This window comes from Citrobacter freundii complex sp. CFNIH4 (assembly GCF_002934505.1).
In the GTDB taxonomy this organism is placed as follows: domain Bacteria; phylum Pseudomonadota; class Gammaproteobacteria; order Enterobacterales; family Enterobacteriaceae; genus Citrobacter; species Citrobacter freundii.
This window is the reverse complement of record NZ_CP026231.1, coordinates 4,979,246-5,005,887: the sequence shown is the minus strand read 5'-3', so window position 1 is coordinate 5,005,887 and position 26,642 is coordinate 4,979,246. Positions and strand designations below refer to the sequence as shown.

Sequence of the window (26,642 nt, the reverse complement as noted above, 5' to 3'; positions counted from 1 at the left end):
AGAGAAGTTGAGGATTACTGCCAGCCGTAGCGGCGGCTATAAAAACCTTTCACAAGCTGGGTTAATGTCATGTAACCCGCCAGAATCGCAATCAGCCACGGGAAGTAGCTCAGCGGCAGCGCCTGCAATTGCAGATAGCTGGCCAGCGGCGAGAACGGTAATGCAATGCCCACCACCATTACCACCAGCGTCATCAGCATCAGCGGCCATGCGGCGCGGCTTTGGATGAACGGCACGCGACGGGTACGGATCATATGCACAATCAGCGTTTGCGACAGCAGGCCCACCACGAACCAGCCAGACTGGAACAATGTCTGATGTTCAGGCGTATTGGCATGGAAGACGAACCACATCAGGCAGAAAGTCAGAATGTCAAAGATAGAGCTGATCGGTCCAAAGAAGATCATAAAGCGGCCCAACTCGGCGGGATTCCAGCGCTGCGGCTTTTTGATCTGCTCTTCATCAACGTTATCAAACGGAATCGCCACCTGGGATACATCGTACAGCAGGTTCTGAATCAGTAAGTGCAACGGCAACATCGGCAGGAACGGTAAGAAGGCGCTCGCCACCAGCACGCTAAACACATTACCGAAGTTAGAACTGGCCGTCATTTTGATGTACTTCAGCATGTTAGAAAAAGTACGGCGTCCTTCGATTACCCCTTCTTCCAGCACCATCAGGCTCTTTTCCAGCAGGATGATATCAGCCGCTTCACGTGCAATATCAACCGCGCCGTCAACGGAGATACCAATGTCCGCCGCGCGCAGCGCCGGAGCGTCGTTAATGCCATCCCCCATAAAGCCGACCACATGACCTTCGCGCTTGAGCAGTGTGACAATACGCTCCTTGTGCATTGGCGTCAGGCGAGCAAACAGCGTGGTGCGCTGGGCAAGCGTTGCCAGCTCGTCGTCACTTAACCCCTCTATGCTACTACCGATAACCACATCGCCCGCATCCAGCCCCACTTCATGGCACACTTTTGCCGCCACCAGCTCGCTATCGCCCGTCAGAATTTTCACCGTAATACCGCTGGCTTTCAGCGCTTTAAGCGCCGGTGCGGTGGTCTCTTTCGGCGGATCGAGGAACGCGATATAGCCTTCGAGGATCAGATCGGATTCATCAATACGCTGGTAATCACCTTCACGCGCTGGCAGGTATTTCGTCGCCACCGCCACCACGCGCAGCCCCTGACGGTTCAGCGTGTCCGTGACGCGTTTCACCCGACGCAGCATGTTGTCATCTAACGGAACAATCTCACCATTGTGGCGCACCTGGGTACACACGCTGAGGATCTCCTGTAGTGCCCCTTTACAGACCAACTGGTGCACATCGGTTTCTTCTGCCACCACCACCGACATGCGGCGACGTTCGAAATCAAACGGGATCTCATCGATTTTTTGCCAGCGGGTAGAGAGCCGACGGGCGGATTCTTCGTCCACGCCTTCCAGCACTGCCGTATCCAGCAGATTCTTCAGCCCGGTCTGGTAGTGGCTGTTCAGCCACGCAGAATGCAGGACGTGTTCGCTGGGCTTTCCAGATATATCAGTATGATTCTCCAGCACTATTTTATCTTGTGTCAGAGTGCCGGTTTTATCGGTGCACAGAATATCCATCGCGCCAAAGTTCTGGATAGCGTCGAGGTGTTTAACGATAACCTTTTGTTTTGACAGCTTCACCGCCCCACGCGCCAGCGTCGAGGTGACGATCATCGGCAGCATTTCTGGAGTCAGCCCCACCGCCACAGACAGCGCAAACAGCGCCGCTTCCCACCAGTCACCTTTGGTATAACCGTTGATGATCAGCACAATCGGCGCCATCACCAGCATAAAGCGGATCAGCAGCATGCTGACGCGGCTGATCCCTTTCTGGAAGGCATTCTGCTCGCTTTCCTGCTCGCTGACGCGGCCCGCCAGTTGCCCGAACCAGGTATTGGCCCCAGTCGCAATCACGATGGCCTGCGCCGTGCCACTCACCACATTGGTGCCCATAAAGCACAGGGTATCGCATTCCAGCGGGTTGCTTTGCTGCGGGTCGCGGCTGGTTGCAACTTTCTCTACCGGCAGCGATTCACCGGTCAGCGAAGCCTGAGCCACAAACAGGTCACGAGCCTGTACCACGCGCAGATCGGCCGGGATCATATCCCCTGCCGCCAGTTTGATAATATCGCCAGGAACCAACTGATCGATCGGCAGTTCAACCCAACCGTTCTCCCCTTTCTCGTTGATAACGCGCAGCACCGTGGCGGTGTTGCTGACCATCGCTTTCAACGCATCCGCCGCTTTGGTGGAACGTGCCTCCTGCACAAAATTCAGCAGCGTCGAGATGGCGACCATCAGCGCGATGACGCCGGCAGCGAACAGATCCTCAGTGGCATAGGAAATCGCACCAAGGATGGTCAGCAGAATATTAAACGGGTTGCGGTAGCAGACCCACAGATGCACCCACCAGGGCGACGGCTTCTGCGCCGGCAACTGGTTTTCGTCATGGATTTCGCGAGCGTTCTCGACTTCTGCGGCGTTCAACCCTTCTGGGTGCGCGCCGAACGTTTTCCACAGCGCTGCTTCGTCCATCAGCGCCATTTTCAGGCAATGTTCGCTCAGCGAGGGTGGGATCGGTGTGCTGGCAACGGTCTGCGCATTGGGTAGCGGATCGCGATGCACCAGACGATGCGGTAGATGGCGGTTTAGCCGGGCAAATAGCTGGCGAGTAATATTTTTGAACATAGGCAGTCCCCCTGCGCCAGTCTTAACAGGCGCAGTAAATCCTTCAGGCGTGGCAAAGCCTTGCCTGATGGCAATCTCAAAATCGTAACAGGGACGTCAGAACGTCACTGTCTTACGCATCCGGTAAGACAGTGAAAGACAGGCTTACCGGAAAGGGTTGTTTCTCCGTCTCGGGAGAGGGGTGGGATCGGGATCCATATAGCCTCCGGTAAGTGAAAGATTTGCGCTGCGGATTATACGCAGAAAACCATAAGGTTTGTGGCAATTATGGCGGTATGATACAGCACGGAAACTAAACCAAATGTATACCAGACTTTGCCCATTGCACTGCGCTTGAGTAAAGTTATTCTCTATTTGGCATAACTTCACACGCAACATGGGAAAACAGGATGCAAAATCGGCTGACCATTAAAGACATCGCCCGCTTAAGCGGTGTGGGAAAATCAACCGTTTCCCGTGTGCTCAACAATGAAAGCGGCGTGAGTGAACGCACCCGCGAGCGCGTTGAAGCGGTGATGAATCAGCACGGTTTTTCCCCTTCTCGCTCCGCACGCGCCATGCGTGGGCAAAGCGACAAGGTAGTGGCGATTATCGTCACGCGTCTGGACTCACTTTCGGAAAATCTCGCCGTGCAGACTATGCTGCCCGCCTTTTATGAGCAGGGTTACGACCCGATCATGATGGAAAGCCAGTTCTCTCCTGAGCTGGTTGAAGAACATCTCGGCATGCTCCGACGCCGCAACATTGACGGCGTGGTGCTGTTTGGTTTTACCGGCATTACTGAATCCATGCTCACCACCTGGCAGGATTCGCTGGTGCTGCTGGCACGCGATGCCAAAGGCTTTGCCTCGGTCTGCTATGACGATGAGGGTGCCATTCGCACCCTGATGCAGCGTTTATATGAACGCGAGCATCGCCATATTAGCTTTCTTGGCGTTCCTCATAGCGACGTGACCACCGGTAAGCGCCGCCATGAAGCTTATCTGGCATTCTGTAAGAAACACAAACTGCATCCGGTTGCCGCGCTGCCGGGTCTGGCCATGAAGCAGGGCTATGAGCAGGCCGCCAGTGTCATCACCCCGGAAACCACCGCACTAGTCTGCGCGACGGACACCCTCGCCCTTGGGGTCAGCAAATACCTGCAGGAGCAGCGAATTGAGAACCTGCAGTTGGCGAGCGTGGGCAGCACGCCGCTGATGAAATTCCTCCATCCGGAAATTATCACCGTCGACCCAGGATACGCCGAAGCCGGGCGACAAGCGGCCTCGCAGCTGATCGAGCAGATCAACGGCCGCAGTGAACCACGACAAATCGTTATTCCTTCCACCCTCTCCTGACCGCTTTCTGAGCGTTAATTTGTGATCTTCGCTGCGTTTCGGGAACGTTCCCATTTTTAAATATTCATCGACGATATACTCTGGCGCCAACAACGCGAGAGTTGCCGGATGGCGACCTAACGCGTCTTATCCGGCCTACGGGGAACACACGTCATCATGAGCAAAATAAAACAAGCAGACATCGACCGGCTGATTGAGCTGGTAGGCGGGCGCGACAATATCGCCACGGTAAGTCACTGCATTACTCGCCTGCGTTTTGTGCTGAATCAGCCTGCGAACGCCAGGCCGAAAGATATCGAACAGTTGCCGATGGTCAAAGGCTGCTTCACCAACGCCGGGCAATTTCAGGTGGTGATTGGCACCGAGGTAGGTGATTACTACAAAGCACTGCTGGCAACTACCGGACAAGCCAGCGCCGACAAAGAGCAGGCGAAAAAAGCGGCGCGGCAGAATATGAAATGGCATGAACAGCTGATTTCTCATTTTGCGGAGATCTTCTTCCCGCTGCTGCCCGCGCTGATTAGCGGCGGCTTGATCTTAGGTTTTCGTAACGTGATCGGTGATCTGCCGATGAGCAATGGCCAGACGCTGGCGCAGATGCATCCTTCGCTGAAAACCCTTTACGACTTCCTGTGGCTGATTGGCGAGGCGATCTTCTTCTATTTGCCGGTCGGAATCTGCTGGTCGGCGGTGAAGAAAATGGGCGGTACGCCGATCCTCGGTATTGTGCTGGGCGTAACCCTGGTTTCACCGCAGTTAATGAACGCTTATTTGCTCGGTCAGCAGGTACCGGAAGTGTGGAACTTCGGCCTGTTCAGCATTGAGAAAGTGGGCTACCAGGCGCAGGTCATTCCGGCATTGTTGGCCGGGCTGGCGCTCGGGTTTATTGAAACACGCATGAAGCGCATCGTGCCGGATTACCTGTATCTGGTGATCGTCCCGGTGTGTTCGCTGATCCTTGCGGTATTCCTTGCGCACGCCTTTATCGGTCCGTTTGGCCGCATGATCGGCGACGGTGTCGCGTTTGCGGTCCGCCATCTGCTGACCGGCAGTTTTGCTCCGATTGGCGCGGCTCTGTTCGGCTTCCTGTACGCCCCACTGGTGATCACCGGTGTGCATCAGACCACGCTGGCTATCGACATGCAGATGATTCAGAGCATGGGCGGCACGCCGGTATGGCCACTGATCGCACTGTCGAATATCGCTCAGGCTTCTGCGGTGGTCGGGATCATTATCTCCAGTCGCAAGCACAACGAACGTGAAATCTCCGTTCCTGCCGCGATCTCTGCTTATCTTGGAGTAACTGAACCAGCAATGTACGGGATCAACCTGAAATACCGCTTCCCGATGCTGTGCGCGATGATCGGCTCCGGTCTCGCCGGACTGCTGTGCGGCCTGAACGGTGTGCTGGCAAACGGGATTGGCGTCGGCGGTTTGCCGGGCATCCTCTCCATCCAGCCGACTTATTGGCAGGTATTTGGCATGGCGATGGTCATTGCGATTGTTATCCCAATGATACTGACCTCATTTGTTTACCAGCGTAAATACCGTCTGGGCACATTACAAATTATCTAACTTTTCTTCGGGGCGCAGTTGCGCCCCAGCGTATTTCCAGGAAACAACCATGAATATTCCCCACTGGTGGCAAAACGGCGTTATCTATCAGGTTTACCCCAAGAGTTTTCAGGACACTACCGGCAGCGGCACCGGCGATTTACGCGGCGTGACGCAGCGTCTCGACTATCTGCAAAAACTGGGCGTTGATGCCATCTGGCTGACGCCGTTCTATATTTCGCCGCAGGTTGATAACGGCTACGACGTCGCGGATTACCTGTCTGTCGATCCGGCCTACGGTACGCTGGAAGATTTTGACGAACTGGTGGCGCAGGCGAAAGCGCGCGGCATCCGTATTATTCTCGATATGGTGTTTAACCACACCTCAACCCAGCACGCCTGGTTTCGTGAAGCGCTGGATAAAGACAGCCCGTATCGTCAGTTTTATCTCTGGCGCGACGGCACGCCAGACAGCCCGCCGAATAACTGGCGTTCCAAATTTGGCGGTAACGCCTGGGGCTGGCACGCCGAAAGCGAGCAGTACTATCTGCACCTCTTTGCTCCGGAGCAGGCCGATCTGAACTGGGAAAATCCGGCGGTACGCGCCGAGCTAAAAAAAGTCTGTGAGTTCTGGGCCGATCGCGGCGTGGACGGATTGCGCCTCGACGTGGTGAATCTTATCTCTAAAGATCAGGACTTCCCGAACGATCCCGACGGCGATGGGCGGCGTTTTTATACCGATGGCCCGCGCGCGCATGCGTTTTTACGCGAGATGAACCGCGACGTCTTCACGCCACGCGGCCTGATGACGGTGGGCGAGATGTCTTCCACCACACTGGAAAACTGCCAGCAGTACGCCGCACTCAATGGCTGCGAACTGTCGATGACCTTTAACTTTCACCACCTGAAAGTGGATTACCCCAACGGTGAGAAGTGGACGTTAGCCAAACCCGATTATGTCGCGCTGAAAACCCTGTTCCGTCACTGGCAGCAGGGCATGCACAATCAGGCCTGGAACGCGCTGTTCTGGTGTAACCACGATCAGCCGCGCATCGTGTCGCGTTTTGGCGATGAAGGTAAATACCGCATTCCGTCGGCCAAAATGCTGGCGATGGTGCTGCACGGCATGCAGGGCACGCCCTATATCTACCAGGGTGAAGAGATCGGCATGACCAATCCGCACTTCAGCCAGATTACCGATTATCGCGATGTGGAAAGCCATAACATGTTTGCCGAACTGAACGGTCAGGGGCGGGATGCCGACGAACTGCTGGCGATCCTCGCCAGTAAATCCCGCGATAACAGCCGCACGCCGATGCAGTGGGATGCCAGCCAACACGCGGGCTTTACCGAGGGCGAGCCATGGATCAATCTGTGTGACAACGCGGCGGAGATCAACGTGGTTGCAGCACTGAACGATACCGACTCGGTGTTCTACACCTATCAGAAACTGATCGCATTGCGCAAAGTGGAGCCAGTTATTACCTGGGGCGACTATCAGGATCTGTTACCGGACAGCCCACATCTGTGGTGTTACCAACGCGAGTGGCAAGGGCAGCGACTGCTGGTCATTGCTAATCTGAGCGATACCTTCCAGAACTGGCAGCCAGTCCAGGCCGATGGAAACTGGCAGGTGCTGATGCACAACTATGCCGAGGTCGCCAGCCAACCTGGGGACATGACACTACGTCCTTTTGAGGCCGTCTGGTGGTTGCAGAAGTAACGCCGCAAAGATACGGATAAGCATCTTTATCCGTATCTTTTATTATTCAATTCAGGAGTGACGTATAGCGATACCTGAAATGTACCATGATAAAATTTACAAGCGCTGGAGAATAAAACAAAAATACCCCTGCCTCTTATTATATAACCCGGCAGGATATTATGAAAAATCTTATTAGAACATGTTCTCTTTCAGCATTACTGATTAGCAGCCAGGGATGGTGTGGAAATACTGCTGTTGATTTACGCTTTGGTCATAACACCAACTCTGACGTTAATGACTCACGTATTAAAGTCATGCACCAGGCCGATAATGGATTTTATTTTTCCGTTGAGGCTGCACAAAATCACAATGACACATTTTTTGGCGATACCGATCGTAACGACCCCGATGATAAAGGTGTCACTGAAGCCGCTCAAGAAATAGAAACACGCTGGCGTTTTGATTTAGGCGATGGTTATGCAATTGCGCCGGGGATGGTTACTGTATTTACCACCAGCAACACGCATTACCGTCCCTTTATTCAGGGATGGAAGTCTTTTGATAATGGACTTAATCTCTCCGCGCGTTATCGCTATAACACCGTAAATGACTCACACAGTGACAGAGAATTAGACGGCAGCGGTTACACTCGCCGTCAATCTCACCAGTTCGATATCTGGTTTGCCTATAATATCGGCAAGTTTGGCATGTCTTATAATCCCCGCTTCCGCTGGCAGGATGGTGTCGACCAGGGAACGGGTGATGATACGTATTGGGAGCATACCGTGGCGTTCAATTATAAACTGGACGATGGCTGGACCCCGTATGTTGAGCTAGTGTCTCTTGATAAAACCTACATCAATGACCACGGAAATCATGAAAATGATTACGCCGTGCGTCTGGGTATCGTTAAGCAACTCTGATGTTTTACGCCGCATCGTGTTGCAACAAATAGCAACCGATGCGGTCAACAACGGTCAACAACTCCAGTTGACCTTCCCGTTGGTACAAGGAAATCGCATCGATATCAATGTCCAGGGGCCAACACAGCGTAGCCAGCGCCGCTAACGACGATTCTCTCCTGGTAATCGCAATTATTTTTAGCCCTTTTCGCAAAGCATTTCTTGCCATCTCAACTAAAGAAGCGGTTTCTCCCGATTTACTGATCAGCACCAGCGTTCCTCGCGAGACCCGGGTAAGCTGATGAATATCATTGAGAATTAAATGGGGTAAACTCGCCAGTGAAAGAAAGCGAGAAAGGTAATTCAAACTGGTCAGCGATGCACCACGTGAATATAAAAATATATGACTTGAATTACTCAGCAGGTTACATAATTGTATAATTAGTTCTGTTTTTTCGTTGCCAACACTATATTTTACCGGTTCGGCAACACGTCTGTCTCGTGAAAATTTATAACGCAGTTCGGTATAACTCTGATACCCCATTTTCTTACACACCCGATTCACCGACGTCGTCGTCGTGAAGGTCTCGGTCGCAATCACTTTAGCGGAAATATCAGAAATTTCATGTGCATGGCACTGTATATATTCGAATATTAATCTTTCACTACCTTGAAAAGAATTCATAAAACAGCACTCTTTAACTAAAGATAGAATAATCATACTCGTATCTTATACCTGACACTGCAATGCGAATCACACTATCAGGATACAGGTATGCCCATACGCAATTAGTATCACCAAACGTTTAATGGTTCTTTTATTTCTCTTTATAATTTCCGCAGTCCTATTTTTAGAGATTTTACAATGACAAAACTAAAAATTGTTGCAGTAACGGCGTGCCCTACAGGTATCGCCCATACATTTATGGCGGCCAACAAAATTGTCACCTGGGCGAAAGAAAATGGCTTTGACGTTAAGGTAGAAACACAAGGAAGCGATGGGGTCAAAAATAAGCTTTCCCGGCAAGATATCGCCAGCGCTGACGCTGTCATACTGGCAACGGACGTTCCTATCCAGGATGCTGAACGATTCGCAAACACGCTACATCTTAAAATTCGTACCCAAGAACTGATTAAGAATACCGAGCGCTATATTCGCCAGGCGCTAGCCTTGAGCAAAGGCTCCACCCAAATAACTGACGAACCCGAAGAGCATCGTTCCGCATGGCAGATATTTATTGGCCATATTATGGCAGCAATCAGCTATATGCTGCCTGTTGTCGTTCTCGGTGGATTACTTATGGCGGTGGCGAAAATAACCGGGCAATTTATTCCCATCGCCGGAACGCCGTTCGAGGTGCTGGATAAACTGGGCTTTATGGTCATCAAGTTTATGTACCCGGTATTTGCCATGTACCTCGCCTTTTCAATTGCCGGGAAACCCGCACTGATACCTGGTCTTATCGGCGGAATTATGTCTGACGAAGTCTACAAGCGCTTTTTTAATCTCGAAGGTTTTATGCCCTCGGGATTCTTTGGCGCAATCGCCATCGGCTTTTTTGTCGGTCATCTGGTGCAATGGCTCAACGATACAATAAAAGTACGTCAGCAAATCACCACCATAAAAACCATGCTGATCGTGCCACTGTGTACCGGTATTACACTGGTTATTGTGATGCAGTATCTGATTAACCCCATTTTTGGCGCGCTGAATCAGGCGATGGTGGCCTTTTTTACTTCCGCCGGAGACTCCGGGCGCAGCTTTTACTCGCTGATGATCGCAGCAGGTACCGCTTTCGACCTCGGCGGGCCAATTAACAAAGCTGCGGGGTCGGTGGCGCTGGGACTTAACGGCGTGAGCGATACCTTCGATTTAACAGCCAGAGAACTGGCTATCGTCATCCCTTCAATCGGCGTCGGCATTGCCGCATTGCTCAATAACCGCTTCGGTCTTCCTGATGTGTTCAATAATGAAGAAAAAACTATCGGTAGTACCTCACTACTGCTGGGATTCATTGGCATTTCCGAAGGCGCGATCCCCTTTATTCTGAAAAACCCGCGTCTGATCCCCGTCTTTATGGTCGGCGCAATGTCTGGCGCATTCATCGCCACAACGTTAGGTGTCAAACAATCCTTACCGCTACCTGCCGTTTGGGGATGGCCGCTCGCCACCAACGTCACCGGCTATCTGGTAAGCGTTTTCGCAGGCTCTCTGGTGTGCGCGTTGGGCGTACTTTTCTTCAGCCCGAAACTGGCAACAAATTCAGGAAAGTAAAATGAGTCATATCCATGTCATCGCCCACACGCACTGGGATCAAGAGTGGTATTTCACGTTGCAGGACAGCAATATCCTGGCATCGCGAAACTTTGCCGATGTTATTGATACATTAGAACGTTACGCCGATTACACCTGTTACCATTTCGACGGACAAACCGCCGTGGTTGAGGATTTTCTGGCCGTCAATCCGCAATACGCTGACCGCCTGAAGCTGCTGGTCAAAAACAAGCGGCTTTACATCGGCCCGTGGTACACCCAGACGGATACGTTCAACGTTCACGGCGAATCGATTATCCGCAACCTGAAGTACGGCATACTTTCCGCGCGTAAACTGGGCCACGCCATGATGGTGGGATATCTGCCCGATACCTTTGGTCATAACAGCCAGCTCCCGACGCTGCTTCGCGGATGCAACCTGGACAACATCGTGTTCTGGCGCGGCATTGATCATGACACGCAGGTTGCACAGAGCCAGTTTATCTGGCGTGCGCCGTCAGGTTCGCAAGTCATTGCCTGCGCAATGCTGTTTGGCTACGGGGCAGCCAAAAATATTCAACCGGACGATGCCCACCTGCAGGAAAAAATCTTTCCAATGGTGAATCTCATCCGCCAACGCGCCGGTCTGCATGACTTACTCCTGCCCTGCGGCGGCGATCAGGTCAATATTGATCCTCTGTTACCCGAGATTCTGCAGACGGTCAGCGAACGCTCCCCTACAGGCGATCGGTTCCAGATATCATCGCTGGAAGCGTTTGTTGATACGCTTCGTCAGCAAGCCGATGGATTTACCTGCTGGCAAGGCGAACTGAAATCCCCGCGCTATACCAGGATCCACAAAACCATCGGCTCCGTTCGTTACGACATTAAAAAGAAAAATTACGATATCGAACAATTTTTGTTGGGCAAGCTGGAACCGACTATTGCGCTGGCCCGCCATCATGATATTCACGTCAACCTCCAGTGGGTTGATCGAATCTGGAAAAACCTGTTACGCAACCATGCCCATGACTCCATAGGCGGGTGTAACAGTGATGCCACCAACCGGGATATTCTGCATCGCCTGGAACAGACGGAACAGCTCAGCCATAGCCTGTGGAATCTGGTGATTAAAGAGCTGGCCATTGCCAGCAGCCAGGAGAACGACCTCTTTGTGGTGAACCCTGGCGCGACGCCCTGGTCCGGGGTTGTCAACGCCACGCTATATACCAGCACACCATCCCTTGAACTCTGCGCTGGCGAGCAGACTCTCTCATTTAGCATTATTGAACAAACAGAGCTTTCCGGTGGACGCGTGATTCAGGTTACGCCGCAGGGAGAAAAAGAGGTTGAGCTTCCGCCTTATTATCGCTCGCAGGTCGCTATCGACACGCAGGAACTGCCCGCACTGGGTTATATCAATATTGCCGTTCGCGAGGGCACGCACACGGTTTCTACGCTGCGCCCTTATGCCGAAAACCATATTGAAAATGACCATTATCGACTCAGCCTTGATGACGGAACACTGACGCTACGGGATAAACGTACCGGCAGAACTCTGTCCGACCTGCTGACCTTCGAAGATTGTGCGGATGCAGGTGACAGTTATGATTTTTCACCGCTGCAAGGTGATATCCCCCAAAAGTTCAATCACTTCACACTTCTCGCCTGCGAAAAGAGCCAGCACGTCGAGCGCTTAACGCTGGGCATCACGCTCAACCTGCCCTATTCATTAAGCCAACGCGCAACACAAGAATGCCCGGTACAGGTTGTTTGCGAACTCCGTCAGGGCGAAGCCCATCTTTTTATTGATGCCCGTTTAGAAAACAACGTTTGCGACCACCGCCTGCGCCTGCTGATCAACAGCGATATTCATACCCAGGAATCAATAGCCTCTCAGCCTTTCGGCATTATTCACCGCCCCATTGCCGACGCCCCTGCGAACTGGCAGCAAAACTATCGTGAAAAACCTGTCGATATCGAAACCAGCGAGGGAATTATCGCCATTGCGGAAAACGACAACGCTCTGGTCATAAACAGCCTGGGCATGAAAGAGTATCAGATCCTGCAAAACACAACATCGCAGGTGGCGCTGACGCTCTTCAAATCGACAGGCGTTCTGGGACGCGACGATCTGGCCTGGCGCCCCGGACGCGCTTCCGGCATCAATAATACCGTCGTTTACACGCCCGAGGCCCAGCTCCACAAGCCCCTGATCTTTAACCTGACCCTGACACTTAGCGAGCGTGCCGACCATCTGACATTACGCCGCCTTGAGGAAAGAGCTTTACGTCAGCCTTTCAGCTGGCAGAACCAGAAATTGAATACGCTGGACAACCGTCTGGAGCGCTTCACGCTCAATTTCACACCGCGTTCACTGCCAGAAACTTTCAGTCTGCTGACGTTGCCTGAGCCGCTCATGCTCTCGGCGCTGCCACACGCCCAGACGATAAATGGAACAATATTACGTATTTTCAATGCCGGTGAGCATCCTGTTGAACTCCCACCATTGCTGCAAGAAATGCCGCAGATTAACTATCTGGAAGAACCCGTTAAGCACTGCCGCGAAATTGCGCCTTTCGCCACATGCGATTTCCTTTTCTCACTGCCGGAGCGTGACGCAAAAGTATGAATATCTCCCCACCTAAAGCATTTATCCGCGACACGCTGACACAGCTCTATCCGCAAGCGGATCATCAGGCAATCGCAGCGAAGATTGAACAGCTTATCCAACGCTGGAAACCCAAAACGCAAACGACGATTCCGTTAGATCAAAGCCGTATCTGGATGATCGCCTATGGTGATAGCATCTGCGCGCAAGGAGAAAATCCCCTATCGATTCTCCACCAGTTTGCAAAACTGTGGTTGAAGGGGACGATCAGTGACATTCACCTGCTGCCGATGTTCCCCTAGACCTCCGATGACGGTTTTAGCGTGGTGGATTACCGACAAGTTGATCCCCATCTTGGGCAGTGGTCAGATATTGCCGCGCTGGCGGGCGATTTCAATTTAATGTTCGATTTTGTGATTAACCATATTTCACAGCAAAGCCGTTGGTTCCAGGGCTATTTGCATGGTGAGCCTCGCTACCAGAACTACTTTATCAACGCCGATCCGGATGAAAATTACAGCCGGATCACACGTCCGCGTACATCTCCTTTATTAACGCCATTCACGCTTAAAACAGGGGAAACGGCGCATATATGGACCACATTCAGCGCCGATCAAATCGATCTTAACTTCCGTGAACCCGAGGTTTTACTGGAAAGTATTGATATTCTTTTGGAATATGCTTCACGCGGTGCCCAGGCAATTCGACTCGATGCCGTCGGTTTCTTGTGGAAAGAGAAAAACAGCCGCTGCATTCATCTGCCGCAAACCCATCAGGTAATCAAACTCTGGCGGGCGATCCTGGAAGAGATCTGGCCTGACTGCCTGCTGATTACCGAAACCAATGTGCCACATCAGGAAAACATCAGCTATCTGGGTGCCGGGGATGAGGCTCATATGGTGTATCAATTCCCGCTACCACCGCTGACACTGCATGCCTGCCTGCGCGGCAACGCACGCTGGCTACGCCAGTGGGCGCAAAGCCTGGAGCAAGAAACCTTTCCTGCCAACACTACATTTTTCAATTTCCTCGCTAGCCATGACGGCATTGGCCTGCGACCTGTCGAAAACATCCTCTCGACGGAAGAAAAAGCGTTCCTGGTCAGTGAAGTAGAACGTAAGCAAGGACGAATTTCCTGGCGCACCAATCCAGACGGCAGCCAGTCGCCGTACGAGATGAACATTAACTTTCTGAGCGCGTTAAGCGAACCGGGAGAAGCTCCCGACACGCAGGTTGCCAGATTTGCCGCCGCTCACGCCATCCTCTTTATGTTGCAGGGCGTTCCTGCAATTTACTACCACAGCCTTCTCGGTAGCGAAAATGATATCGCAGGGTTGAACGCGTCAGGGATCAATCGCCGTATTAACCGTGAAAAACTGGATTTCGCCACCACGCATCAGGCATTAGTCACGCCAGAATCCCGACAAGCGAAGATCTATGCCGCACTAACGACATTACTGCGCATTCGCCAACAACATCCCGCGTTCTCACCGGCAGCAGCTCAGCAAGTCCTTACACTGCCGGATGCGCCATTTGGCGTCAAACGCCACCACCAGACAGAGGAAGAAACTGTCTACGGTATTGTGAATGTCACTGGCGCATCACAAACACTTTTCTTACCCGTGACGGGGACAGATCTCCTGACAGGAACCCCCTTTAATGGCGTTTGCGAACTGGCGGGCTGGCAAACGATCTGGATCCACGTCAAAGCGCAACCGGAGGCATAAAACATGGAATTGTCTACACTGACTCGTCAGACGCTAATTTTTATCGATCCGCCGCAATCGTCTCCCGATGCGATCATCCGGTATATGTCTTCAGCATTGTCTGAATGCGGACTCATTACCAATAAAGACGCTTTTATTGACAGCGTTCTGCGCCGTGAAAATGAAGGACCAACCGCGCTGGGAGAAGAGCTGGCCGTCCCTAACGGAAAATGTGATTCCGTCGTGCAGGCGTCGTTCTGCGTCGCCCTTTTTCCCGAGCCAATACTGTGGCCGGGTCTTGAAGGGCCTGAACCAGTACGGTTAGTGTTCCTGCTGGCGATCCCGCCAAATGAAGCGGGTACAACGCATATGCAACTGCTCACCCAGCTCACCTCGTCGCTGGTTGAGGATGAGATGCGAAACGCCATGCTTAACGCTACGTCTGCCGAAGAAGTACTGGCGCTGCTCTCGACTGGAACGACACCAGCTCAGGAAGTGCCAGAAAACCGCGTGAAGAGCAGTTACCTTGTACCACTCATTCTGGGTCTCGTCGCCTCGGCAGCCTTCATTAATGCAGGTATCCACTGGATGCAGTCGCTGTCGTCATAGTGTGTTCCGGGCAGCAGATGCCTGCCCGGCTTTACCTTCCTGTTTTTGTTGAATAATTAATCAGAATTTTCTGCCCACAATTTACAATCGCTGTACTGCCCGTCATCTGTACGCTCCGATTTTTACTTTGCGCTACATCAAATAAATCGTAAACATCCTTGATGCAAATCACTACATATAGAACTTAAAATGCACGCCGACCCAATATGTTGTATTAATCGACTACAATTGCTACAACTACAGTGCACCGCTTTACGGTGAAATTGTGGATAAAGTGGGTCAGGATTGCGGGAAGTCATTGGCAATAGAGATGAATAAAGCCATGGCCGCTTCCCCAACCTCTGTGGATAACCTGTTCTTATAAATATGGAGTGATCATGACACCGCATGTGATGAAACGAGATGGCTGTAAAGTGCCGTTTAAATCAGAGCGCATCAAAGAAGCCATTCTGCGTGCAGCTAAAGCAGCGGGAGTCGATGACGCAGATTACTGTGCCACCGTCGCAGAAGTCGTTAGTAGCCAGATGAATGAGCGCAGCCAGGTCGATATCAACGAGATCCAGACAGCGGTAGAAAACCAGCTGATGTCTGGTCCGTACAAACAACTCGCCCGTGCGTACATCGAATATCGCCACGACCGTGATATACAGCGTGAAAAGCGTGGCCGTCTGAACCAGGAAATTCGTGGTCTGGTTGAGCAAACCAACTCTGCTCTGCTGAACGAAAACGCCAACAAAGACAGCAAAGTGATCCCGACGCAGCGTGACCTGCTGGCCGGTATCGTCGCCAAACACTATGCGCGTCAGCACCTGCTGCCGCGTGATGTCGTCCAGGCGCACGAGCGTGGTGATATTCACTATCACGATCTCGACTACTCTCCGTTCTTCCCAATGTTTAACTGCATGCTGATCGACCTGAAAGGCATGCTGACGCAGGGCTTTAAGATGGGTAACGCGGAGATTGAGCCGCCAAAATCCATCTCCACCGCGACGGCCGTCACCGCGCAAATTATCGCGCAGGTTGCCAGCCATATTTATGGCGGTACCACCATTAACCGTATTGACGAAGTTCTCGCACCATTCGTGACCGAGAGCTTTAACAAGCATCGCAAAACCGCTGAAGAGTGGCAGATCCTGGATGCCGACGGTTATGCGCATTCCCGTACCGAGAAAGAGTGCTACGACGCATTCCAGTCCCTCGAGTATGAAGTGAATACCCTGCATACCGCTAACGGCCAGACGCCGTTCGTCACCTTCGGTTTTGGCCTGGGAACCAGTTGGGAATCACGTTTGATCCAGCAGTCCATTCTGCGTAACCGCATTGCGGGCCTCGGTAAAAATCGTAAAACCGCCGTGTTCCCGAAACTGGTGTTCGCCATTCGCGACGGCCTGAACCACAAGTTTGGCGATCCGAACTACGACATCAAACAGCTGGCGTTGGAGTGCGCGAGCAAGCGTATGTATCCGGACATCCTGAACTACGATCAGGTGGTTAAAGTGACCGGTTCGTTCAAAACGCCGATGGGCTGTCGCAGCTTCCTCGGCGTGTGGGAAAACGAGAACGGCGAACAGGTTCACGACGGGCGTAACAACCTCGGCGTTATCAGCCTCAACCTGCCGCGTATCGCGCTGGAAGCCCACGGCGATGAAGCCACCTTCTGGAAACTGCTCGACGATCGACTGGTGCTGGCACGTAAAGCGCTGATGACCCGCATTGCGCGTCTGGAAGGCGTGAAAGCTCGCGTGGCCCCAATCCTGTATATGGAAGGTGCCTGCGGCGTGCGTCTGAAAGCGGACGATGACGTGTCAGAAATCTTTAAAAATGGCCGCGCGTCCATCTCGCTGGGTTACATCGGCATTCACGAAACCATTAACGCGCTGTTTGGCGACAAACATCTGTACGACAGTGAGCAGCTTCGCGCCAAAGCTATCGCCATTGTCGAACGCCTGCGTCAGGCAGTCGATCAGTGGAAAGACGAGACCGGCTACGGCTTCAGCCTGTACAGCACGCCGAGTGAAAACCTGTGCGATCGTTTCTGTCGTCTGGATACCGCCGAGTTTGGTGTGGTGCCAGGCGTCACCGACAAAGGTTACTACACCAACAGCTTCCACCTCGACGTGGAGAAAAAGGTTAACCCGTACGACAAGATCGATTTCGAAGCGCCATACCCGCCGCTGGCGAACGGAGGCTTCATTTGCTACGGCGAATACCCGAATATTCAGCACAACCTGAAAGCACTGGAAGACGTCTGGGATTACAGCTATCAGCACGTGCCGTATTACGGGACCAACACGCCAATTGATGAATGCTACGAGTGCGGCTTTACCGGTGAGTTCGAGTGCACCAGCAAAGGCTTTACCTGCCCGAAATGTGGTAACCACGACGCCGCTCGCGTGTCGGTCATCCGCCGCGTCTGCGGTTATTTAGGCAGCCCGGACGCCCGTCCGTTTAACGCCGGTAAGCAGGAAGAAGTGAAGCGCCGCGTTAAGCATTTGGGTAACGGGCAGATAGGTTAATCCGCTGTTACGTTAATGCCCGGTGGCGCTGCGCTTACCGGGCCTACGGACCGCACTCTTATTGTAGGCCGGGTAAGCGCAGCGCCACCCGGCATGGTTACAAGCTATGAACTTTCACCAATATTATCCCGTCGACATCGTTAACGGCCCCGGCACCCGCTGCACGCTGTTTGTGTCCGGGTGCGTGCATGAATGTCCCGGTTGCTATAACAAAAGCACCTGGCGGCTCAATTCCGGCAAGCCATTTACCAAAGAGATGGAAGACAAGATCATTGCCGATCTGAACGATACGCGAATCAAGCGTCAGGGGATCTCGCTCTCCGGTGGCGATCCGCTACATCCGCAAAACGTGCCGGAAATCCTGCAACTAGTGCAGCGCGTTCGCGCTGAGTGCCCCGGCAAAGATATCTGGGTGTGGACCGGCTACAAGCTCGATGAACTCAACGCCGCGCAAATGCAGGTGGTCGATCTCATCAACGTACTGGTCGATGGCAAATACGTGCAGGATCTTAAAGACCCGGCGCTAATCTGGCGCGGCAGCAGCAACCAGGTTGTACATCATTTGCGTTGATCGCTAAAGCCGTTTGTTTGCATCGAGATAAACGGCCGAATGTTCTCGCTTGCCGACCGCGACAACAAACACGGTCACAACCTCATCCCGAACCTGGTACACCAGACGATAGCCGGACGATTTAAGCTTAATTTTATAGCAATCTGGAAGACCGTTTAAACGGGCAGAGTCAATTCTGGGGTTCAACAACACGTCGGCCAACTTCTTCTTAAACTGAGCCTTCACCGTATCACCCAGTTTATGCCACTCTTTTAAGGCTCTCGGGTCGAATTCCAGTTCATAAGTCATCCAGACTAACCTTGATTCCTTTTTGCGGGCTGGCCAGCCTCTCCCGGACTGTCTGAATCAGTGTATCTTCGCTGTCGCTAACGGTGACGGTTTTCACTGGCATGCGCCCCGTTTCCGCGACGTACTGAAACAGTAATCGCACAGCTTCCGTTGGAGTAATGTTCAGTTTTTCCAGCACGGCATAAGCCTCATTTTTGAGTTTGTCATCCAGACGGACGTTCAGCGTGGCCATTATGCCTCCAGTAGAATCGAATGTGTAATGCAGTTTAGCATTACATACGCATTACATCGAATTCTGGATAACGCCTCTCAAAAACGACTGACACACTCCATGGCGACGGTTTTGAACTCGGTGAAATTCCGGCATGCGCAGAGCCGCGTCATGGCGCGTTCACGCAGGAAGGTGACGAAAATATCGTAGATCGCCATCGCTTCTTCGTACTCGCTTTTACTGATGGCGAGCAGGAAGATCACATGCGCCGTTTCATCGCCCCAGGCAATACCCTGCGGGGCGAGGATAGTGTAGACCACCGTTTTCTTGGCCAGCAGACCGAGGGCGTGCGGCAGGGCAATGCTGTCACCCAGCATGGTGCTGACGATGGCCTCACGCTCAACCACTGAATCAAGGAACTCCGCGTCGACAAAACCTTCATCCTGCAACTGACGGCATAAGGTTTTGAACAACGTTTGTTGATCCATTGGCTCGTCAATTACACGAAAATGGGCGGCATCGAAGAATTTGTTCAACATCCACGGGCGGGTTCTGTCCACCAGCACCAGTTTGCCAATTTGCTCGAGTTGATAATCGGTCGGAAACGGCGCAATCATCGCTACGGGCTTATCTTTTTCACCGATCCGCGCGGTAGAGATAACAAAATCTTCGCTAATGCTTTCCCGCTGTTCGTAGTCACGCAGCGTCACGGTATCGACGATCTCTATCTGCGGATACTTACGCGCCAGCACCGCTTCAATCATCCGCGCCATCGCATTTCCGGCATCGCATACCAGCAGAACCTTCGGCTGTCTCTGGTAACCGATGTTGTAACTACGCTCCAGCCCGACGCCAATATGCAGCACGAGGAAGCCGATCTCATTTTCACTGATGGTGTACGGCGTATATTTTCCCCATCCCGAGACGGCGGCCAGCGTCATGTCCCACGCCATGGGGTAGTGCTGTTTAATATTTTCCAGCAGCGGATTGGGGATCATTATCTGGTAACGCACCCGGGTGATCATCGTCTTAATATGCGTCAGCAGGTCAGCATGTAACTGTTTGTCATTCAACAGGTTGTAGTTGTACTGGGTGTTGATAAAACGCAGGATGTAATTGACCAACGCTTCGTCATCATCCGCATTGATAGCACTGGGTGCGATCTCTTGTACCTGGCGGGCAGCAATATGCACCTGTAGCCAGTTTTCTTCGGAAACGGAAAGCGGTTTGTCTGCCAGGCGGTGCAATACCGCCGCGATTTCCCGCGTGGCCAGGCACACCGATTGATCGGCCTCTTCTGCGGCAAAATCCGGGAGTGGATACCCTTCGCTAATCCGCCGTACCGCCACCGCGCAGTACAAGCGTAAAAACAGCTCGCCCTCATCGGTCAGACGAATATGAAAACGAGCGAAAATATCCTGTAAAACGGGCTGTAGCTGCTCGGGGATCCCGGCATTAAGCGCCTCCTGCATCACTAATGGGTGCTGCGGATCCTGCTGTGCCAGCGTCCACAGCAGATCGGTCAAACAGGCGCGAATCGCCATTTCGCTGCCGAACAGTTTCATGCCGTGACGGGGACGCGTTTCCAGCGTCAGATGATAACGTTGCAGATGCTCGCGCACCTCAGCCATATCGTTTTGCAGCGTCGCGCGGCTGATAAACCATTCATCAGCCAAATCTTCCAGCTTTAGCGAGAAAGCCGACGTCAGAAAACGCACCACCAGCCAGTGTATCCGTTCCTGGCTGGTTCGAGGGATGCGTAGCAACGCGTTGGGCTGCTGCGTTTGCAGGGTGTTATAACTTGCCGGGTCGTCAATTTTGAGCTGATAACCGTTACCCCGGCTGAGGACAAACTGTGCGCCGTACTGGGTGAGCAGCGCGTTTAGCGCGGTGATATCCGCCCGTACGGTGCGTGTGGAAACCGACAACCGCTGCGCCAGCTCGTCCTGTGGAAGCGCTTCGTTTTGCAACATGTCAAACAGCTGTGCTAAACGTTGGTTGGGGAATCGCACGTCAGTTTCCTCATCAGTCAGTTAGCCTACGCAGGCCCGGGTCATCGCCATCAGCTGGCGTACGTCATCCGGACGAGTGTTACCACTCACCTTATCAATAATCGAACTATAGATGTGAGGAATGATTTTACTCACTCCGGCATCGAGGGCAATCTGCAGGATTTCAGTGAAATTATCCAGGTCGATACCGCCGGTTGGCTCCAGCCAGAAGTCATGACGGGCGCAGGCCTGCGCTACGGCAATGTACTCTTCACGGCATTTCAGGCCGCCCATCGGGAAGTATTTAATCGAGCTACCGCCCATATCTTTGAGCAGCGCAATCGCGGTTTCTACCGGCACAATACCGTCCGGCGTCTGGCTGCTCAGCGGACCGGTGGAGATTTTCACCCTGCCCGGCATGCCGGTTGGCGAGACCAGACCGTTGACTACTGTATCCTGCTGGTCCAGCAGCGCGCGACTGGTGGCCACGCCGGTAAAGACCTGATTAACATGCTGCGGCTGCACCTGACGGGAAATTTCACTGACCATCGCCGACTGGTTTGGGTCGCCTGCCCCCAATCCCACGGAGAGCGCATTGTCGATAAGCGCTGCGTATTCACGCATATCCGCTACTGCGCTTGCGACATCCGGGTAATTTTTTGACAACACACCAACCAGCACGTGTCCTTCCGCCGCCGCGTAAATATCCCGCGCATTTTCTTTGGAGCCTGCCAGCACGTTCAGGCAGACGCGGTCGCGATAAAAGTTAGGGGTCAGTTTCATACTTCTTTCTCCTGCGAAATCACTTCACCAATTCGACGGGCCACAATCTCCAGCTGCGCACGATCGACGCTGCGCACATCGGCTTCGATAATGCCTTCGTTAGCTTTGTAACCACGGAAGTAAATCGCGTACTCGCCTTGTTTCAGGGCTTCAACCAGTTCGCCCGTGGCGATCCCGGTTACCGCTTCATCAAACTTAATTTCCGTGCGTGCGATGTCGCGCCCTGCGCTATCCCACACCACGCGGGCGCTCACGCCGTTAAGCTGGTTCAACGCATTAATGAACGGCGTCATTTTCTCGACCATCTCCGCGCCACTCTCTTTCTGCGCGTTCAGATACAGTTCGATGGCGCAGGTTAGGCCAAGAATTCCCTCTTTCCCCACCTTCATCGCCCGGCCAATTCCCGCCGTCTGGCGTTTCACCCACTCAACGTACTGGGTTTTACCTATCACCAGACCGCTGGTTGGTCCTTCAATCGCCTTCGCGCCGCTATAAATAACCAGATCTGCGCCAACCCGGTAGTAGCATTGCAAATCTTCTTCCGCCGCCGCGTCCACGATCAGCGGCAGGTTATGCGTACGCGCCACCACCGCAGCCTGCTCCACGCTGAGCATACTTTTCTGGACGCAGTGGTGAGATTTGATATACAGAATGGCCGCCGTACGCGGTGTAATGGCCGCAGCCAGCTGCGCCGCGGAACATTCGTTGGCATAACCAGCCTCCACTAACTTACCGCCGCCAAGCGCCACCATGGTACCCACCGGAGCACCAAAGTTGACGTTGTGGCCTCTGGGCAGCACGATTTCGTTGTTCTCGATGGGCGTGACGTGCAGGTTCTCCAGCAGCCAGTCGCTGTCTTTAACCAATACGCCAGCCACCGACAGGGCGATCCCCGCCGAGGCGCAAGAGACAACGGTTGCCCCTTCCACTTCCAGCAATTTCGCGATGTAGTCGCCGGTTTTATTGACCAGATCTTTCATCTCGAAATAGTGGTTCATCCCCGCCATCGCCGCTTCAACCACTTCTGGTCGCGGCGTGGAAACGCCAAGCGCCGTCATGCGGCCGGAGGTATTAATCACCTGTTTTAAATCGTATTTCTCAAAAATCGAAGGCATGTTCCGCGCTCCCTTGTTCGGTCATATAGCCCTTGCCCGCACGTATTGCGGCAAGCGGCACCAGCAGTTGTTCAGCCTGCAGGCTGTCGTTTTCTGCATCTACCAGCACGGTTGGCTGGCGCTTAAGCGTAAAGAGGGTTAAATCAGCATCCAGACCGACCTGCAGTCGCCCCTTCTGTTTCAGGCGCAGGCCGTCGGCAGCATTGGCGGTAACGCACTCAATAACCTGCGGAAGCGACATCCCAATGGCGAGAAATTTCGACATCACATTCGCCAGAGAATGCACCGGGCCACTGATACGGTTGCGACAGTAAATATCGGAACTGATGGTGTGTGGCAAAATCCCCAGTTCAATAGCGCGTTTTGCCACCGCAAAGCTCAGGCTGGCGGTGCCATGCCCAACATCCAGACGCACGCCGCGTGAAATCGCCCGCGTCACTGACGCCCGCAACTCGCCTTGCGGCGTCAGAATGCGGTTCGGCTTACCGTTGTAGCAGTGGGTAATGATGTCACCCGCGCTCAGGCGCTCGGCGATCTCATCCAGGTCCGGCGGGTTGTTGCCGATGTGCACCATCAGCGGCAGGTCGCCGTTCTCTTTTTGCATCGCTTTGGCGCGATCCAGCGGCGTGATGCCATTTTCACCGACTACGCTGCTACTCATACGTGCCTTCAGACCGACGATAAAATCAGGGTGGCGTTTCACCGCCTCTCGCACCGCATCAGCGTCAATATTGGCCATGTTGGCCAGCTCGTTCTGGGCGATAAGCCCAACGCGGGAGATATTCAGCAACGCATACACCTCGGTGGCAGCTTCCCGGGTCAGGGTGTAAAAATCGTCGATGTCATCCGCCCCGGTACTGCCCGCATCCACCACGGTAGTGACGCCGGTCGCAATACCGACGCTATCCGGCTGGTCGTGGTAAATCGGGGATTTCGGGTAGCAATGAACGTGGGAGTCAATCCAGCCTGCGCTGACGTAGCACTCGCCGCCCAGCTCAATGGTTTTCAGCGCCGGGCCATCAACGTCGCCCAACGCCGCGATCTTGCCGTCTTTGAGCGCAATATCGCTCACCGTATCGTCAACGAGGCGCGCACGGCGCAGGAGTAAATCAAACATCGCTCTCTCCTATGCCGGATGGCAGCGTAACCACCTTATCCGGCCTGCAAATCAACAGTTAGCTAATGGCAATCGGGAAGATGGACCCGAGGATCATTGCCCCAAGGATCGCCCCGCCGGTAATCGGTTTTTGCCACAGATAAAACAGCAGCGCACCCGCCAGAGAACCGATTCCGATAGGAATAGAAGCCGTCATCGCGCTGAGGATAATCAACGGTCCGAGGAAGCGGCCGGAGGCGTTACCGGCCCCCATCATGACGTCCGCACCGTAGGTTGAGTCGCTCTGGTTGATGGTGAACTTACGCGCCAGAATGATGATGTAGCCAATCGCCAGACCAATCACCAGACCGGTGACCAGCGAGGCGGCAAAGTTGGCGACCGGGAAGATAATGCCCGCGCCCAGTAGCAGCGCCGGAACGCCTAACCCAACCCCGGTCTGAATCGCCCCGCCGATATCCAGAATACCCACCAGCGAACCTTCAATGATGCGGGCAAACAGGAAACTTGCGCCAAATGCCGCCACCGCCCCGTAGGAGCCGGTATCCATTCCAGCTTTCAGCATCGCCACAAAAGCCACTTCGTTAAATGCGCCAATACCGTACAGGTAGTACATGTGCGTTCCGGCAAATACGCCGGATGAGAGCAGGCCCACGAAGATCGGGAACGACCAGTCAGCGAACCAAAAACCTTTATTCTGTTCCATGATGACCTCCGTTATTTGCCGCTGAGCGAGTTGTGGATAAGTTCGAGCCAGTTAGGCACGGTCAGATGGAAGGATTCGATCATCTTCATATCGAAACCGCGGAAGAAGCCGCTCAGGACAAACAGCGCGACGATAGCTACCATCATCACTTTCGTGACGTGGTTCCAGCCGCTTTCTTCAACACCTTTGCCTATCAGAATGCCGAGCACCAGCCCCGGAACGGCGTTGCCCATGATCAGCTGCGCCGCGCCGCCAAAAACGGTGGCCCAGAAGCCGGATTTTTTACCGGCGTCGATCGCCGCCAGCCAGAAGATCACCGGCATCACGGTGTTAACCAGCAGGTTAGCCGCTGGCACCAGCACCTTGACGGCGGTAACCTGCAGCGCTTCCGGTACGGATGACGCAGTGAGGTTCAGGAAGGTCACCACGATCATCCCGATAACGCCGCAGGCAATTGCCATGCGCTTAGGATCGTGCAGCGTTTCACCGACGTTGCGATTTTTAATCATCAGCGCGGCGGCACCCCAGTTGGGGATGGTGCGATGGTCGACGTCCTGAGTGAACGCCCCCGCCGCAACGGAGGAAGCCCAGGCGTTAAAGAAGAAGCCCAGACCGAACGAGAAGTGAGAAGCCGGATCCCCTTCGCAGGAATTCAGTTCTCCAAGAGTACGAAACGCGCCCATCCCTTGAGTGGTAGGCGCATGAAACATGCGTGCAGCCCCAGCGCCGACACCAACGCCAACCAACGCGCCGATGATGAGCGATTTTATTAATATTATCAGGAACATAATTATGCCTTTTAATAGAAAATCAGCGTTGCGTAACGAAATCCACCTTGTCGAGATTGATGGCAGTCACGTTGACGGTCACGTCCAGCTCCACGCTGAAAGTGCGTCTTTCCCGGCGCAAAAAGAGGAATAAAAACGCCTCTTTACGCACCGATTCGCGCGCTTGAACAACCTGCACATCCTGTGGCTCAATACGCAGTAAGATATGCGGCGACGCTTTCATCACCGCAGCCTGAACGTGGTTCAGGGCATCGGCAAAGGCGCGAGCTTTGGTCTCGCCCTTACCCGTGACTCTCACCGTGGTGGTGAATTGCTCTTTCATGCTTAAGCGCCGTGTTTCTTTTGCCAGGCCTGCACCAGGCGCTCGCCGAGCTCTTCTTTGTCCATAAAGCCGAATCCCAGTACGTTGCACCCTTCGTTGATGGCGGTTACCCCTTCATCGACCGAACGCATGCCGTATTTCGCCTTGTAGCCGTATTTGGTCTGCGCAGTAATCGCACCCGCACCACCGCTGCCGCAAAACGAGATACCAAAGGTGGCGTTTTCCGCCTTCATCACGTCACCCAGCTTCATATCTGCTGCAACGCCCGGCACCACAACGGCACGGCCACCCGCTTTCTCTACGCCTGCCGCCACTTTCTGGCCTTTACCCAGACGATCGCCAATCACTACGGTAATCTGTTCCATCTTTTTCTCCTTAAAGGTTGTCTTTCGCGACTTCAAAGTGCACCGACAGCAGCCAGGCCTCTTCCTCAGGAAGATTGCCAAACTCGGCGACCACGTCGCGGGCAAGCGCCATTGACTCGGCAGATATTTCATCAAACAAGCTGGCATCGACTTCTGGTAAGGGTTCACCCGTTACCGAGCGGTGCGCCATGGCGCGAACATGCGACGTCAGCATTTGTTCCTGTACGGCGTTGGGAATAATGTTGCGTTCACGCAGCAAGGCATACACCTGCGCCAGCATGCGGTCGGCCAGTTCCACCGATTCCCCCATGTCATTCATTACAGCTCCGTTATTCACTCGTCTTACCCCGTTAATGTCTCTGAGGGTAAATTAGCGACGGAGGTTATAAGTTTGTAGCGAGTTGTTTTCCACTTCGAAGTGGAAAGGTGTGCAGCGATAGTGATCTGTGCCGCAAAAAGGGCTGGAACCAC

The 26,642-nt window shown here is 53.5% G+C and carries 25 protein-coding genes; 11 read left to right on the top strand and 14 right to left on the bottom strand.

Going from position 1 to position 26,642, the window contains the following annotated elements:
• Window positions 1–14: 14 nt before the first annotated feature.
• The gene (gene mgtA / locus C2U41_RS25495; RefSeq protein WP_103848383.1) at window positions 15–2,723 is read right to left on the bottom strand and encodes a magnesium-translocating P-type ATPase; all 2,709 of its coding nucleotides are present in this window, start codon (window positions 2,721–2,723) and stop codon (window positions 15–17) included.
• A gap of 144 nt (window positions 2,724–2,867) precedes the next feature.
• Complete coding sequence (gene mgtL, locus C2U41_RS30235) at window positions 2,868–2,921, bottom strand: mgtA regulatory leader peptide MgtL (RefSeq protein WP_191229402.1); 54 nt, start codon at window positions 2,919–2,921, stop codon at window positions 2,868–2,870.
• A 191-nt stretch (window positions 2,922–3,112) separates the two neighbouring features.
• On the opposite strand from mgtL, the gene treR reads away from it, so the two are divergent.
• From treR to C2U41_RS25470, 4 genes are all read left to right on the top strand, one after another.
• Window positions 3,113–4,060, top strand: coding sequence for a trehalose operon repressor TreR (gene treR, locus C2U41_RS25485; protein WP_003025788.1), 948 nt, complete (start codon window positions 3,113–3,115; stop codon window positions 4,058–4,060).
• Window positions 4,061–4,216: 156 nt separating this feature from the next.
• Window positions 4,217–5,635: a PTS trehalose transporter subunit IIBC gene (gene treB / locus C2U41_RS25480; RefSeq protein WP_049002378.1), complete on the top strand. Its 1,419-nt coding sequence runs from the start codon at window positions 4,217–4,219 to the stop codon at window positions 5,633–5,635.
• 49 nt (window positions 5,636–5,684) lie between these two features.
• Window positions 5,685–7,337, top strand: a complete 1,653-nt coding sequence (treC, locus tag C2U41_RS25475; protein WP_048216916.1) for an alpha,alpha-phosphotrehalase — start codon at window positions 5,685–5,687, stop codon at window positions 7,335–7,337.
• A gap of 161 nt (window positions 7,338–7,498) precedes the next feature.
• Complete coding sequence (locus C2U41_RS25470) at window positions 7,499–8,242, top strand: oligogalacturonate-specific porin KdgM family protein (RefSeq protein ID WP_003839593.1); 744 nt, start codon at window positions 7,499–7,501, stop codon at window positions 8,240–8,242.
• A 4-nt stretch (window positions 8,243–8,246) separates the two neighbouring features.
• Here the strand turns inward: C2U41_RS25470 and C2U41_RS25465 are convergent, their stop codons facing one another.
• Window positions 8,247–8,906: a MurR/RpiR family transcriptional regulator gene (locus C2U41_RS25465; RefSeq protein WP_003839591.1), complete on the bottom strand. Its 660-nt coding sequence runs from the start codon at window positions 8,904–8,906 to the stop codon at window positions 8,247–8,249.
• 180 nt (window positions 8,907–9,086) lie between these two features.
• Here C2U41_RS25465 and C2U41_RS25460 point away from each other — a divergent pair, with 180 nt between their 5' ends.
• The 7 genes from C2U41_RS25460 (at window position 9,087) to nrdG (ending at window position 18,488) form a co-directional block, all read left to right on the top strand.
• The gene (locus C2U41_RS25460; protein WP_071524311.1) at window positions 9,087–10,496 is read left to right on the top strand and encodes a PTS fructose transporter subunit IIC; all 1,410 of its coding nucleotides are present in this window, start codon (window positions 9,087–9,089) and stop codon (window positions 10,494–10,496) included.
• A 1-nt stretch (window position 10,497) separates the two neighbouring features.
• Entirely contained in the window at window positions 10,498–13,107 is a 2,610-nt protein-coding gene (locus C2U41_RS25455; RefSeq protein WP_048216918.1) for a glycoside hydrolase family 38 C-terminal domain-containing protein, read from the top strand.
• A complete protein-coding gene (locus tag C2U41_RS29830) occupies window positions 13,104–13,388 on the top strand; it encodes a hypothetical protein (protein ID WP_233901279.1) in 285 nt (94 codons plus the stop codon). Before C2U41_RS25455 ends, C2U41_RS29830 begins: the two co-directional genes overlap by 4 nt.
• A gap of 24 nt (window positions 13,389–13,412) precedes the next feature.
• Window positions 13,413–14,813 (top strand): sugar phosphorylase, encoded by a 1,401-nt coding sequence (locus C2U41_RS25450; protein ID WP_233901278.1) that lies wholly within the window; start codon window positions 13,413–13,415, stop codon window positions 14,811–14,813.
• 3 nt (window positions 14,814–14,816) lie between these two features.
• On the top strand, window positions 14,817–15,401 hold the full coding sequence (locus C2U41_RS25445) for a PTS sugar transporter subunit IIA (RefSeq protein ID WP_103848382.1): 585 nt from the start codon (window positions 14,817–14,819) through the stop codon (window positions 15,399–15,401).
• A gap of 377 nt (window positions 15,402–15,778) precedes the next feature.
• Window positions 15,779–17,917, top strand: coding sequence for an anaerobic ribonucleoside-triphosphate reductase (gene nrdD, locus C2U41_RS25440; RefSeq protein WP_103848381.1), 2,139 nt, complete (start codon window positions 15,779–15,781; stop codon window positions 17,915–17,917).
• A 106-nt stretch (window positions 17,918–18,023) separates the two neighbouring features.
• The gene (nrdG, locus tag C2U41_RS25435) at window positions 18,024–18,488 is read left to right on the top strand and encodes an anaerobic ribonucleoside-triphosphate reductase-activating protein (protein ID WP_032937736.1); all 465 of its coding nucleotides are present in this window, start codon (window positions 18,024–18,026) and stop codon (window positions 18,486–18,488) included.
• Between the two features lie 3 nt (window positions 18,489–18,491).
• Here nrdG and C2U41_RS25430 read toward each other — a convergent pair whose 3' ends face one another.
• From C2U41_RS25430 to C2U41_RS25380, 11 genes are all read right to left on the bottom strand, one after another.
• The gene (locus C2U41_RS25430; protein WP_003839578.1) at window positions 18,492–18,776 is read right to left on the bottom strand and encodes a type II toxin-antitoxin system RelE family toxin; all 285 of its coding nucleotides are present in this window, start codon (window positions 18,774–18,776) and stop codon (window positions 18,492–18,494) included.
• Complete coding sequence (locus C2U41_RS25425) at window positions 18,766–19,008, bottom strand: type II toxin-antitoxin system RelB/DinJ family antitoxin (protein ID WP_003839576.1); 243 nt, start codon at window positions 19,006–19,008, stop codon at window positions 18,766–18,768. Before C2U41_RS25425 ends, C2U41_RS25430 begins: the two co-directional genes overlap by 11 nt.
• A gap of 77 nt (window positions 19,009–19,085) precedes the next feature.
• The gene (locus tag C2U41_RS25420) at window positions 19,086–20,999 is read right to left on the bottom strand and encodes a BglG family transcription antiterminator (RefSeq protein WP_003839574.1); all 1,914 of its coding nucleotides are present in this window, start codon (window positions 20,997–20,999) and stop codon (window positions 19,086–19,088) included.
• Between the two features lie 21 nt (window positions 21,000–21,020).
• The gene (gene dagF / locus C2U41_RS25415; protein ID WP_103848380.1) at window positions 21,021–21,761 is read right to left on the bottom strand and encodes a 2-dehydro-3-deoxy-phosphogluconate aldolase; all 741 of its coding nucleotides are present in this window, start codon (window positions 21,759–21,761) and stop codon (window positions 21,021–21,023) included.
• Window positions 21,758–22,876, bottom strand: coding sequence for a DgaE family pyridoxal phosphate-dependent ammonia lyase (locus tag C2U41_RS25410; RefSeq protein WP_003025770.1), 1,119 nt, complete (start codon window positions 22,874–22,876; stop codon window positions 21,758–21,760). Before C2U41_RS25410 ends, dagF begins: the two co-directional genes overlap by 4 nt.
• Window positions 22,860–23,993, bottom strand: coding sequence for an amidohydrolase/deacetylase family metallohydrolase (locus C2U41_RS25405; protein WP_016149471.1), 1,134 nt, complete (start codon window positions 23,991–23,993; stop codon window positions 22,860–22,862). The genes C2U41_RS25410 and C2U41_RS25405 overlap by 17 nt, the downstream gene beginning before the upstream one ends.
• 58 nt (window positions 23,994–24,051) lie before the next feature.
• On the bottom strand, window positions 24,052–24,696 hold the full coding sequence (locus tag C2U41_RS25400) for a DUF4310 family protein (protein ID WP_003830379.1): 645 nt from the start codon (window positions 24,694–24,696) through the stop codon (window positions 24,052–24,054).
• Between the two features lie 11 nt (window positions 24,697–24,707).
• Window positions 24,708–25,484 (bottom strand): DUF4311 domain-containing protein, encoded by a 777-nt coding sequence (locus C2U41_RS25395; RefSeq protein WP_103848379.1) that lies wholly within the window; start codon window positions 25,482–25,484, stop codon window positions 24,708–24,710.
• 22 nt (window positions 25,485–25,506) lie between these two features.
• Window positions 25,507–25,806 carry a DUF4312 family protein gene (locus C2U41_RS25390; protein ID WP_003025762.1) on the bottom strand — a complete coding sequence of 100 codons (300 nt, stop codon included), beginning with the start codon at window positions 25,804–25,806 and terminating at the stop codon, window positions 25,507–25,509.
• Between the two features lie 2 nt (window positions 25,807–25,808).
• Window positions 25,809–26,171, bottom strand: a complete 363-nt coding sequence (locus tag C2U41_RS25385; protein WP_003830384.1) for an SFCGS family glycine-rich protein — start codon at window positions 26,169–26,171, stop codon at window positions 25,809–25,811.
• Window positions 26,172–26,181: 10 nt separating this feature from the next.
• On the bottom strand, window positions 26,182–26,490 hold the full coding sequence (locus C2U41_RS25380) for a glycine dehydrogenase (protein WP_003025758.1): 309 nt from the start codon (window positions 26,488–26,490) through the stop codon (window positions 26,182–26,184).
• Window positions 26,491–26,642: the final 152 nt, after the last annotated feature.